9 protein-coding genes and 1 other RNA gene are annotated in these 12,242 nt (G+C 43.3%); 8 read left to right on the forward strand and 2 right to left on the reverse strand.

Annotated elements, in window-relative coordinates:
• The first annotated feature begins 34 nt into the window (after positions 1-34).
• Positions 35-688, forward strand: a complete 654-nt coding sequence (gene maiA, locus MHM87_RS06245) for a maleylacetoacetate isomerase (RefSeq protein ID WP_239258095.1) — start codon at positions 35-37, stop codon at positions 686-688.
• Positions 689-733: 45 nt separating this feature from the next.
• Here the strand turns inward: maiA and MHM87_RS06250 are convergent, their stop codons facing one another.
• The gene (locus MHM87_RS06250) at positions 734-1,201 is read right to left on the reverse strand and encodes an Lrp/AsnC family transcriptional regulator (protein WP_014948689.1); all 468 of its coding nucleotides are present in this window, start codon (positions 1,199-1,201) and stop codon (positions 734-736) included.
• 308 nt (positions 1,202-1,509) lie between these two features.
• Here MHM87_RS06250 and MHM87_RS06255 point away from each other — a divergent pair, with 308 nt between their 5' ends.
• Positions 1,510-2,568 (forward strand): Glu/Leu/Phe/Val dehydrogenase dimerization domain-containing protein, encoded by a 1,059-nt coding sequence (locus MHM87_RS06255; protein ID WP_239258097.1) that lies wholly within the window; start codon positions 1,510-1,512, stop codon positions 2,566-2,568.
• An 86-nt stretch (positions 2,569-2,654) separates the two neighbouring features.
• Positions 2,655-2,751: signal recognition particle sRNA small type (ffs, locus tag MHM87_RS06260), an RNA gene on the forward strand.
• A 15-nt stretch (positions 2,752-2,766) separates the two neighbouring features.
• Here the strand turns inward: ffs and MHM87_RS06265 are convergent.
• The gene (locus tag MHM87_RS06265; RefSeq protein WP_014948691.1) at positions 2,767-3,048 is read right to left on the reverse strand and encodes a late competence development ComFB family protein; all 282 of its coding nucleotides are present in this window, start codon (positions 3,046-3,048) and stop codon (positions 2,767-2,769) included.
• Positions 3,049-3,284: 236 nt separating this feature from the next.
• On the opposite strand from MHM87_RS06265, the gene MHM87_RS06270 reads away from it, so the two are divergent.
• The 5 genes from MHM87_RS06270 (at position 3,285) to MHM87_RS06290 (ending at position 12,199) form a co-directional block, all read left to right on the forward strand.
• Positions 3,285-4,373 carry a tryptophan 2,3-dioxygenase family protein gene (locus MHM87_RS06270; protein ID WP_069943926.1) on the forward strand — a complete coding sequence of 363 codons (1,089 nt, stop codon included), beginning with the start codon at positions 3,285-3,287 and terminating at the stop codon, positions 4,371-4,373.
• A gap of 251 nt (positions 4,374-4,624) precedes the next feature.
• Entirely contained in the window at positions 4,625-7,570 is a 2,946-nt protein-coding gene (locus MHM87_RS06275) for a TonB-dependent receptor (RefSeq protein WP_239258099.1), read from the forward strand.
• A gap of 323 nt (positions 7,571-7,893) precedes the next feature.
• Positions 7,894-10,701, forward strand: a complete 2,808-nt coding sequence (locus tag MHM87_RS06280; protein WP_239258101.1) for a TonB-dependent receptor — start codon at positions 7,894-7,896, stop codon at positions 10,699-10,701.
• 89 nt (positions 10,702-10,790) lie between these two features.
• Positions 10,791-11,921: a 2OG-Fe(II) oxygenase gene (locus tag MHM87_RS06285; RefSeq protein WP_239258103.1), complete on the forward strand. Its 1,131-nt coding sequence runs from the start codon at positions 10,791-10,793 to the stop codon at positions 11,919-11,921.
• Positions 11,922-11,926: 5 nt separating this feature from the next.
• On the forward strand, positions 11,927-12,199 hold the full coding sequence (locus MHM87_RS06290) for a hypothetical protein (protein WP_239258105.1): 273 nt from the start codon (positions 11,927-11,929) through the stop codon (positions 12,197-12,199).
• The last annotated feature ends 43 nt before the right edge of the window (positions 12,200-12,242 follow it).

The raw sequence follows: 12,242 nt of genomic DNA on the forward strand, positions 1-12,242 counted from the left end.
CCTACCAAAAACGTTTAATAGGTGTGGTAGTACCATGAGTATAAAACTTTACGGCTATTGGCGTTCGACCGCCTCTTACCGCGTGCGGATTGCGCTGAATTTGAAAGGGGTTGAGTACGAGTATGTACCTGTCCATCTTGTAAACAACGGTGGCGAGCAGCATAGTAGCGAATATACGCGTCTCAATCCTGCGCACCTTGTCCCTACTTTGGTTGACGAAGACGAAGATATTATTCTGAATCAATCGTTATCAATCATCGAATATCTTGATGAACGGTATGAAGGCGAACACCAGCTGGTTCCTGAACATCGAACAGAGAGAGCCAGAGTCAGAGCGCTAGCACAAGATATCGCGTGTGATATTCAGCCTTTGGGTAATCTACGTGTACTGAATGCGCTAAAAGGGAATTTTGAGGCGTCACAAGATGATGTGGCGAAGTGGGCATCTCACTGGATAACGCTGGGGTTCGACGGCATTGAAAAGCGTCTTCAGACCCAAGCTGGAAAGTTCTGCTTTGATTTCGATGTTACCCTGGCTGATATTTGCTTAGTACCCCAAGTGTATAATGCGCAACGTTTTAACGTCGATATGAGTCGCTACCCTTTAATTAGTAAGATAGCGAAGAACTGTAACGAGTTAGATGCTTTTGAGCGGGCTAAGCCCGAAAATCAAATAGACGCCTCTTAGACTGACGGGGGAGAGTAGAAATGTACTCTGACCCCATTTTTTGAGTTATTGGCGTTTAATCGGTAGCTCGGTGGTGTTTTTCACCTGCTTTAAGGCGAAGGTTGAGCTTAAATGATCGACAAGAGGCAGGTGAGTTAATTTCGTTTTAAGTAAGAATTCGTACTCTTCAATACTTTCCACTATCACTTTTAGTAAGTAGTCTTTTTCACCGCTGGTGGTATGACACTCCACGATTTCATCGATGTTTTGTACGGCATTTTCAAAATCGGTTAGCGAGTCACCGTCATGGTTTTTCAACGTGACATAGATAAAGACCGACACACCTAAATTCAGTTTTTTGCTGTTTAGCAATGTGACTTTACCAAGAATGATGCCGTCGGCTTCCATTCGCTTGACACGTCTCCAGCACGGAGTGTGCGACAATCCTACACGCTGGCTTAAATCTGCCATCGACACCGTGGCGTCTTGCTGAAGTACGCGCAAAATCTCACGGTCAAATTTATCCAATTTCATTAACACTGTTTCCGTCGTTTTTATGATGTTTATTATATATCAAAAAAAATTCTAGGATAGCTGTCCTAGAAAAATTGTAATCAATTCTATTGCGTTTCAGTTTGTAAATTTCATTAACAAACTTTGCAAGACCTGTCCTCAAAACAATCGGATACACTTGGCAAAATGTTGCTGATCTTTGCGAGGCCGATAAGTGTACCGCAAATCATCTTCAGACTCTCACATCATCCCAAATGAGCGGCGTTTCGTTTTCGTGACAGCTAGACCTTGGGTAGGCTTTAATTCATCACAGTATTAATAGGGAAAATATGTCAGTTTTTGATCACCCGGAGTTCAATAATCACGAACACGTTGCGTTTTATCATGACGAGAAGGCGGGCTTGAGCGCCATTATTGCTGTACACAATACCAATCTGGGGCCAGCACTTGGCGGTTGTCGCATGTGGCCCTATGTAAATAGTGGTGAGGCATTGACCGATGTGTTGAGACTGTCAAAGGGGATGACGTATAAAGCAGCCATGGCTAACTTGGAGCTTGGCGGCGGTAAATCTGTGATCATCGGCGACCCTCGTAAGGCTAAATCGCCAGAAATGATGAAGGCAATGGGCAAGTTTGTTGAATCATTGGGCGGCAAGTATTTCACTGCTGAAGATTCAGGTATTTCAGTAACGGACTTGCAAACCATGGCAACCGAGTCGGATTACATCGCTGGTGTTAATGCTAAATACCACTATGCGGGCGAAGTACCTGACGGAAACCCGGCTCCGTCTACAGCATACGGTGTGTTTGTGGGTCTAAAGGCGACGGTAGAGTACGGCTTGAAGCGCAGCCTTGATGGCGTCAGTGTTGCTATACAAGGTATGGGGCACGTTGGCTACCGTCTTGCAAAGCACTTGCATGAGCACGGTGCCAAGCTTTATGTTGCGGATATCTATCCCGAGGGTGTTGAAAAAGCAGTATCTGAATTTGGTGCGACAGCTGTGGCGCCGGAAGAAATATTGAGCTTAGATGTGGATGTGTTAGCGCCATGTGCGTTGGGTGCAGCCATTAACGATTTGTCATTGCCTGAAATCAAAGCCAAAGTAATTGCAGGCGCTGCAAATAACCAGCTTGCACGTGAAGATATTGGTGAATTGCTTCAACAGCTCGGCATTCTGTATGCGCCAGATTACGTGATCAATGCGGGTGGCGTTATCGACATCTTCCATCAGCGTATGGAATCGAGTTCTAATGAAGCGCTTCGCGCACATATTGAGCAAATCGGCGAAACGCTAAAAGAAATTTATACCCGTGCAGAGCAAGAAGGGGCGGCGACAAACCGCGTTGCCAACCTTATTGCCGAAGAGAGATTTTCTTTAAAGGGTTGAAAACTCTCAACCAAATAGTCATAATGCGCCCCGCACTCAGGCAGGGGCGAATGACTTTGCTTTGAATGCGACTTTCTATGGTGGGCTTTTGGTCCTCCCGCAATGATACTCTGTGAACCCGGTCAGGCCTGGAAGGGAGCAGCCGCAGCAGACGACTCATGTGCCGGGATGTGGCTGGAGGCCCGCCACCCCAATTCCTTATTCGTCTTCTTTTTTAGTCTTTTCTATTTCATCTAAGTACTTGAGTGCTTTACTAATAGCATGCTCAACATTCATTTCCATTTGATTTCGTTCGCTCTGAGGCAGGTAAAACGCCATGTCTACTTCGTAGCGGATATAACGTGGTGGAACCTGATTTAAGGCAAGACAGCACAAGTCTGCTAAGTAATCAGGACTTTTCGTGGTATCGAGCCCCAGCTTACTGATTCTTTCTAAAACCAGGTGTTCATAATAGTTATGGATGTCGTCATCTAGTTTCATGTTCATTCCCCTTATAATTGTTGTTAGCGCCCTGCGTAAAAGTGCTGTGGTATGCAAATATGTTGTGCGGAAAATACAGCGCTTGTCCAATAAATTGGACACATTTTTATACAAGCTAAATGGCACAACACGAACCTTGGCTATATATCCTTATAATGTATAGCTTGTATTCTGTGGATGTCGAGTCGACGGTGATAGAATTACGAAGTTAAACAAAGCAATAAGGCAAGAACGACATGAAAAAAAATATAGAGCCCTGCTACTACGGCGATTACCTACAGCTTGATAAGATTTTGGGGGCGCAGGACTTACAGAGTGAGAAGTACGGTGACGCGGCGCACGAAGAAATGCTGTTCATTATTGTTCACCAAGTTTATGAGCTTTGGTTTAAGCAGGTTCTTCATGAATTAAATGCAGTAATTGATACGTTTAATCAAGAAACGGTTAAAGATCAGCAGCTAACGCTAGTGGTGCATCGCTTACAGCGAGTGATACAAATTCAAAAGTTAATGAACGATCAAATTGCTATCATGGAAACCATGACGCCACAGCAGTTTTTGTCGTTTAGGGACTACCTGGTGCCCGCGTCGGGCTTCCAAAGTATACAGTTCAAGCGTTTAGAAATATCACTGGGCCTAAAGCGTGATTTCAGAATCGACTTTGATAAGCAAAGCTTTTACAACCGTCTGACAGATAAAGATAGAGCGTTATTGGAAACCCTTGAAAGCAAACCCAGTTTGTTTGAGTTGGTCGACAAATGGCTTTCAAGAATGCCGCTTCTAAAAACGGAAGGTTTCGATTTTTGGCAATATTATAAAGATGCGGCAGACGAAATGTTGAAAGACGACCATCATACAATTTCAACCAGTGACATGCTATCTGATACAGAGCGGCGACAAGAGCTAAAAGACTTACAAGCAACGATGGAGAACTTTGATGCGTTGTTTGATGATACGCAGTTTGAAAAGTTAAGAGGCGAGGGCAAGTTCCGCTTGAGTCATAAAGCATTGCTTTCTGCATTATTTATAAAACAGTACTCTGAAGAGCCTATCTTTAATCTGCCGTTCCAGCTTATTACCGCACTCACAGAGATAGACGAGCAACTCACTATATGGCGCTATCGTCACGCAATGATGGTTCAGCGCATGCTGGGCACTAAAATTGGCACTGGTGGATCGTCAGGACATCATTACCTCAAGAAAACCACTGAGTCTAATCGTATCTATTTAGACTTTTTTAACATGGCAACCTTCTTACTTCCCAAAAGTGCATTGCCAGAATTGCCTGAAACTGTAAGAAGACGACTGGGGTTTTATCTCCAATAGTTTGAAAAATATTAAAAATAATGAATAAACGCTGATTTTTTGTTTTATTTCTTTGGGTTCAACAGTTCATCGCTCAAAAAGAGCTACTCGTTGCGCTCATTCAAAAAACGTGTTGATTGTTCGTCTTTTGTTAGTCAATTATCCTTTTGGATAACATTTATTATCTTCAATAAATACAAAGGTTTAGGTTATCTTAATTAATAGTTAATTAAAGTTTAACACTAAGCCGAGACTAACCAGGGAATACAAGAATGTATCAAATAAAAAAAAGTGCAGTTGCTTTAGCCGTTGCTCTATCAATGAGTGCGGCAGCACCAGTATTAGCAAACAGCACAAATGGATCTATTCAAGGGACATCAGTCCAAGTAAACGGTAGCGGTCTCGCGAACGTAACAATTACGATTGAGAACTTGGAAACGGGTTTAACACGTTCTGTGCAAAGTGACGAGTCTGGTGATTTCCGCTTTCCATTGCTACCGGCTGGCAACTACAAAGTTACTGCAGAGAAAAACGGGTTTCGAACTACAATTCAAGACTCTGTAAAAGTTGGGATCAGCGGTAAAACTAACCTAGATATGCGTCTCGCTAGTGATGACGTTGAGCGAATTGAAGTTACTGGAACGACGATAGCAATGGTTGATGTAACTAGTTCAAGCACCGGTATTGTGGTTGATAGCGTTACATTAGATAGAGTTCCTGTTCCTCGTAATTTGACGTCGGTTGCACTTCTTGCTCCGGGAACGACTCAAGGTGATTCTGCGTTCGGTGACCTACCATCGATCGGTGGAGCTTCTGTTGGTGAGAATGGTTATTACATTAACGGTTTGAACATAACAAACTTTCGTACTGGTGTTGGTTCTAGTGAGCCTCCATTCGATATGTATGAAACTTTTGAGGTAAAAACTGGTGGTTACTCAGCAGAATTTGGCCGAGTTACTGGTGGTGTTATTAACGCCAAGACAAAGAGCGGTACCAATGAATTCAAAGCTGGGGCGAATTTCTACTGGGAGCCAGATGCACTTCGTGAACAACGTAATTCATCGAGAAACAACGTCAATGGCTTGTATCGCATCGACAACACACAAGATGAAGTCAACGAATGGGATGTGAATGTTTGGGCAAGCGGTGCGTTAATAGAAGATAAGCTATTCTTTTACGCTCTATTTAACCCTCGCTCAGCAGAGAACAACTATGTAGGCGAGCAAACTAATACGGCCGATGGAGTACTACAAAACGGAACTTTTGAGAAAGACGAAGATGCGTTTTGGGTAGCGAAACTTGATTGGTACGTTACAGAAAACAACATTCTCGAAATCACTGCATTTTCAGATGAGCGTTCTACAGAAATTACTACTTACGATTCTGTAGACGGCGGTGACTTTACAAATGGTCGTGTAGGTTACGAAGACGAAGGTGGATTAAATTATACCGCTAAGTGGACAAGTATCATCAATGATGACTTCTCAGTATCTGCTCAATATGGCGTAAATAAACAAGATAGAACTATTCGAAGTGAGTTAGATGGAAATCCTGCTGTTTATTATCGCTATGACAGCACCGCGGCATTCGTACCAACTAATACTTGGGCTAACTTCACTGCTGAGCAAGGTGATGATGAACGCGAAGTAATACGTTTGGATGCAGATTGGTATGCAGGAGATCACTCGATCAGATTCGGTGTTGACTACGAAAAACTGACATCAAATAGCAACACGATTAACTCTGGTGGCGCATATTACGTATATTACGTTGATGACAGCGACCCTGCAAATGAAGAAATTTATCAAGTCCGTTATCGCGACTACAATGTTGGTGGTCAGTTTGAATCGAAGAATTTTGCATATTACGTGCAGGATCAGTGGCAGGTAACTGATACGTTAGTTATCAATGCAGGTATTCGAAACGATACTTTCGAGAACTTTAATGCTGACGGCGACTCTTTTGCCAAACTGGATAATCAATGGGCGCTACGACTAGGAGCTGTTTGGGATGTCTTTGGCGATGGAGAGACAAAAGCATGGGCTAGCTATGGCAGATATTATCTTCCTATAGCGGCTAATACGAATATTCGTTTGGCAGGTGCCGAAACCTACACGCAAGAGTATTATGAGTTTGAAGGTTTTGCTGATGAAGCACTAGGTATTCCTAACCTAACAGGTGCAAAAACGCAGCCGGATGACGTATTCGCTGATGGCACTGCAAAATCACCTGATGAGATAGTAGACCAAAATCTTGACTCAATGTACTCAGATGAATTCATTGCAGGTTACCAATTTCAGTTGAACGATGAATGGAGTATGTCAATTCAAGGTACATACCGTGAACTTTCAACCACAATTGAAGATGTCGCGATAGATGCCGCAGTAATCGAGTGGGCAGAAGCTAATGGCTATGGTGATGTAACTGATATTTGGGACGGCTTTCATCAGTATGTATTGACCAATCCTAATTCAGATATGCGCATTGGAACCACTGAATTACCAGGAGCGGAAGGTGAGTTAGTATTCATGGACCTGTCTGCTGAAGATTTAAGGTATCCTGATTCAGTCCGTAAATATGCTGCCCTTGATTTTATGTGGCAACGTGCTTGGGATGGTGTGTGGATGTTGAACGCAGCGTACACATGGTCGCATAGTTGGGGGAATAATGAAGGTTACGTTCGTTCTGATAATGGCCAGGATGATGCTGGTTTAACAACCTTGTTTGATCAACCAGGATTGCTTGATGGTGCATATGGGGACTTACCGAATGACAGACGACATCAGGTTAAATTATACGGAGCATATGCCGTTACTGATGATTTAATACTAGGTGCAAACTTCCAATTCTGGACAGGTCGCCCAATTAATGCTTTTGGTTATCACCCAACTGATATATTTGCACAGGATTATGATTCAGAATCCTTCTATGCTGGCGGTGAGCTTGCTCCCCGTGGTTCTCGTGGCAGAACCAGCAGCTATTACTCGGTCGACCTTTCTGCGTCTTACAATATAGATATTGGTGAAGATCAGACACTAGTTGTAAGAGCTGACATATTTAACGTTCTTAATAACGATCGTGTAACTGAAGTAAACGAGATTTATGACGATGAAAGCTCGGCGGATCCTACAAACCCAGAGGTGAATCCAAATTACGGACTCCCAACTGCGTGGCAAACGCCGCGATATGTTCGCTTTAGCGTGAATTACTCATTCTAATTTTAAATTTTTGAAAAAAGTGAAGGCGAGTTGGTATGTATCTTTTAGTAGTATGACGCCGCTCGCCTTTTTTGTATAAATATCGAGCTGCTAACGTTTGATTTTGATAATTAAAAGTAAAATGTAAGTTAATATTTACAGATTAGAGTTAAAACACAAAAAAAAATTGAACTTTTGTGAAACACCCGCCTGATCCCAGTTGACCCTTCGCACAGGATGTGGTTATTATCAAAGTGAGGCTTTGACCTTATTAATAATAATTCGTTATATAAACGATTTAAGAAACACACACTAAGAGTTTTAGTGGTCCAGGGAGACAATACATGTTTACAAACTCTAAGCTGGCTAAATCAGTGAAGTTAGCGTGCGCATTCGGTGCTGCATCATCTATCGGCTTCACTGGTGCAGTTAACGCACAGGAAACCGAAGAAGCAGCGGACGCAGTAGAAAAAATCGAAGTAACAGGTTCTCGTATCCGTCGTACCGACATTGAAGGTGCAAACCCAGTTACAGTTATGTCACGTGTTGATATCGAAAAATTCGGTATTACTTCAATCGGTGACGTTCTTCAAGCAATCCCTTCTGCGGGTTCTGCTATTAACACCAACAACAACAACGGTGGTAATGGTACGACTACTATTAACATTCGTGGTATTGGTTCAAACCGTACGCTAGTTCTTGTTAACGGTAAGCGTTGGGCGCCAGGTCTTGGTGGCTCTGTTGATCTTAACAACATCCCTGCATCCATCATTGAGCGTATCGAAGTTCTTAAAGATGGTGCATCAGCAGTTTACGGTTCTGACGCAATTGCAGGTGTTGTAAACATCATCACTCGTCAAGATTTTGAAGGTGTTCACGCATCTGGTTACGTTGGCCAGTATGACGAAGGCGACGGCAATAAAGAGCAGTGGGATATCGGTTTCGGTACTTCTAACGACAAAGGTAATGTTTATTTTAACATCAGCTACGTAGAAGAAGAGCCAACACTAGCGGGCGACCGTGAAATCTCTGCAGTACCTACTTTTGGTACGCCTGAAGGTTTCGGCGGTTCATCTGCTCCACCTCAAGGGCGTTTCTGGACTTTTGACCAAGCTGATAATGGCTTTAACGAACAAGGTGACGGTAACGGTGGTTTAGAGCCATGGGTTGAACCAGATAGCCGCTTCAACTTCGCGCCGTTCAACTACCTATCTACACCACAAGAACGTACTAACATCTATACTCAGGCACGTTATGAACTTACAGATAACCTATCTGTCAACGTAACGGGTTTCTATGGTAACCGTAAATCTGAGCAGGCTTTAGCGCCTACTCCTCTATTTATAGGTACTGCGTTTGGCGATACTGGCTTTACTTTATCAGCTGATAATCCATTCAGTCCGTACGATTTTGATGTTACAACCGACCAATCTGTACTTGACGCCGATCCGACAGCACGTGAAATGTTCTTGTTCGGTCGCCGTATGATGGAAGCGGGTTTCCGTAGCTTCAAACAAAACGTTGACCAGTTCCAATTTAACGGTGGTTTTGACGGTGTAATTGAGTTTGCTGACAGAGAATTCTTCTGGGACGCGACTTACACGTACGCTGATATCACACAAAACACGTCTACTGACGGTCTACTTAACATGAGCCGTGTAGCTCAAGCTATTGGTGACCCAGCAAACTGTACAGGTGACTGTACACCACTTAACTTGTTTGGTGGTGCGCCAAACGTTATCGGTGAAGGTACTATCACGCAAGAAATGCTTGATTACATTACGTTCACTGCACAAGACGAGTTAAACTCTTCACTTGAAAGCTACTCTGCTAATATCTCTGGTGAAATACTTGAACTACCTGCGGGCTATTTAGCGTTCGCTGCGGGTTATGAAAAGCGTTGGCAGTCAGGTTACGATCAGCCAGACGCAATCATTGCAGCTGGTATTACTTCAGGTAACGCGCGTCAGCCTACCTCTGGTGCTTTTGACGTTGAAGAAGTTTACTTAGAACTTGCTGTTCCACTACTTTCAGATATGCCCGGAGTAGAGCAGTTAGACCTTGAGCTTGCTACTCGTTATTCTGACTATAGCAACTTTGGTGACACTACTAACTCGAAGATTGGTCTGAAGTGGCGTATTAACGAAGACCTACTTGTACGTGGTACATGGTCTGAAGCATTCCGTGCTCCATCTCTTGATGAATTGTTCTCAGGTAACAGCGATAGCTTTGCGCCACTAACTGATCCATGTAATGGCGGCGCGGCAGGTAACCCTGATCTTCCAGGTTGTGCGGGTATCCCTGCAAGTTATGAGCAGCCTAACACGCAGATTCGTACTACCGTTGGCGGTAACGCAGACCTAGAAGCTGAAGAAGCAGAGAGCTTTACATACGGTTTCGTATACTCTCCTGAAGCAGTTGAAGGCCTGTCAATCACGTTTGATATCTTCGATATTGAAGTTGACAACGCAGTGTCATCTGTTGGTGCGCAAACTATTCTTAATGCCTGTGCCCAAACTGGTGTAAATCTATGTTCGCTTGTCGAACGTGGTGCTGGCGGTAACGTAGTAGACTTGTTCAATGGCCAAGTAAACCTTGGTGGTCAAACAACGTCTGGTTTCGACTACAACGTAGCGTATAACTTCGAAACTGAGTACGGTGATTTCCGTATTAACTGGGATGGTACTTATGTAGACGAGCGTACTACTATCGTAATCGACCCAGTAACAAATACATCTACTGAGTTTAACGATGCGGGCCTTGCGGGCGACCGTGATGTTGTTCCACGTCTACGTACTAACCTTGCAGTAACGTGGGCGTACGATGACTGGACAGCTAACTGGTTAGTTCGCTTCATCGGCCACACTACTGAAGAGTGTTCAATCGATGGCGATACGCTTGATCAGCAATTATGTAGTGATCCAAGTGAAGAACTTGGTGGCGATAGCTTCAACGAACTTGAAGATATGGCATACCACGATGTATCACTAGGTTACGCAGTTAACGATAACCTACGCATCACTCTTGGTGTGAACAACTTGTTCGACACTGACCCAGAAGTTTCTTACTCGACGTTTGCTAACAGCTTCGACCCGTCTATGTATGAAATCCCTGGACAATTCTTCTACTCACGAGTAAACCTTAACTTCTAATTGAAGTTGTAGATAGAATAAAAAAAAGCCTCTTCGGAGGCTTTTTTGTTATGTGTGACCCGTCCTAAATATAGTGTGGACAACAGGTAATGAATATAGAACAGTGTATCAAGAATGCTAACCAAGCCCATGTGTCAGGCAACACCGATGAGGCAATGCAATGGATTAAGCAAGCTGGCGAATTGGGAGATGTTAATGCAGCGCTAGATTATGCTTATTTTAAATCAGGGGAGAACCCTGGTGAATCAGTCGCGTTCTTACAGGGGGTAGAGTGTGCTGATAAGCCCGTCGTACAGTTCCATAAATTACAAATTGGTTACTTTGGTGACGAAATAACGAATACCGAGTTGGTGGCTAAAACGTTACTTGCACTCGGTAATAAAGGTGTTGTAGAGGCCTACTTAGTTGCGCTTTCTTATCTATCGGTAGGTAGCGCTACATTTTCTTATGTTGCGAGCAGAGTGTTTAACCTAGCACCAAATATCTTTAAACAGCTCAATTTAAATTCAACGGCACAAGCTACTAATGACGAGAGTGTGCAGCAACAAGTTATTCAAGAAATATCTGAGTCGCTTGATAGCGTATATGAACCTTCAAACGTGTTAGATAAATTGTTACCTATTAAGGTGTATGAAAGCATACTGTCTGAATATGAATGTCATTACATAGTTACTAAATTCAGTGCATTGTTACAACCCTCAATGATTGTAGATCCTCTAACGGGAGAAGGCAGAATCGACAGTGTGCGTACTAGTTATGTTGCTATCATCGCGCCTAATCATTGTGACTGGATCACCAGAAAGCTAGATAAAGTTATATCTCAAATCACTAATACGCCGAAAAGTAACGGTGAAGCGTTAAATTTATTGCGGTATGAACCCGGCCAACAGTACAGACCTCACTATGATGGGTTAAACGAAATAAACGATGCGCAAATGTTTAAAGACGGAAAGCAGCGCACTAAGACAGCACTCGTTTATCTGAATACAGTTAGCGAGGGTGGAGAAACCCTGTTTCCTAAACTTAATATTAGGATTGCGCCAATAAGCGGAACTGTCGTTGTTTTTTCTAACACGGATGAAAATGGTAATTTATTACTAAACAGCTATCATGCAGGCGCACCGCCTATTTCACAAGATAAATGGTTAGTTACAAAATGGATTAGAGAATGTCCAACTATTTATGGTAACGTAGTTCACGGTACTTATACTAAGGGATAACACGGATGAAAAAAGTAACGAAAGTAATTCTTGCATCAAGCCTAGTTCTAGCCTTGGGCGCATGTGGTTCAACTGGCAATCAAAGCTCTCAGTATGCTAAAGCTAATACCAACGCAGAAGACGATGGTATGGTATGCAAAATGGAGAAAAAGATTGGCTCGAATCGCATGCAGCGCGTTTGTTACTCTGTAGAAGAAAGAGAACAAATGCGTGAAGCTGGTCGCGACGGCTGGTTGCGCATGCAGCGTGGAACAGAAACTGGCGGCGGTGACCTGTAAATACATCTAATGTTAGTTTAATATGGGAAGCAAAACGCTTCCC

The organism is Alteromonas sp. Cnat3-28, assembly GCF_022348265.1.
Taxonomy (GTDB): domain Bacteria; phylum Pseudomonadota; class Gammaproteobacteria; order Enterobacterales; family Alteromonadaceae; genus Alteromonas; species Alteromonas macleodii.

Coding starts and splice junctions, on each gene's coding strand:
- MHM87_RS06270 (WP_069943926.1), top strand. CDS start 3,285: ATGAAAAAAAATATAGAGCCCTGCTACTACGGCGATTACCTACAGCTT.
- MHM87_RS06290 (WP_239258105.1), top strand. CDS start 11,927: ATGAAAAAAGTAACGAAAGTAATTCTTGCATCAAGCCTAGTTCTAGCC.
- maiA (WP_239258095.1), top strand. CDS start 35: ATGAGTATAAAACTTTACGGCTATTGGCGTTCGACCGCCTCTTACCGC.
- MHM87_RS06280 (WP_239258101.1), top strand. CDS start 7,894: ATGTTTACAAACTCTAAGCTGGCTAAATCAGTGAAGTTAGCGTGCGCA.
- MHM87_RS06265 (WP_014948691.1), bottom strand. CDS start 3,048: ATGAAACTAGATGACGACATCCATAACTATTATGAACACCTGGTTTTA.
- MHM87_RS06250 (WP_014948689.1), bottom strand. CDS start 1,201: ATGAAATTGGATAAATTTGACCGTGAGATTTTGCGCGTACTTCAGCAA.
- MHM87_RS06275 (WP_239258099.1), top strand. CDS start 4,625: ATGTATCAAATAAAAAAAAGTGCAGTTGCTTTAGCCGTTGCTCTATCA.
- MHM87_RS06255 (WP_239258097.1), top strand. CDS start 1,510: ATGTCAGTTTTTGATCACCCGGAGTTCAATAATCACGAACACGTTGCG.
- MHM87_RS06285 (WP_239258103.1), top strand. CDS start 10,791: ATGAATATAGAACAGTGTATCAAGAATGCTAACCAAGCCCATGTGTCA.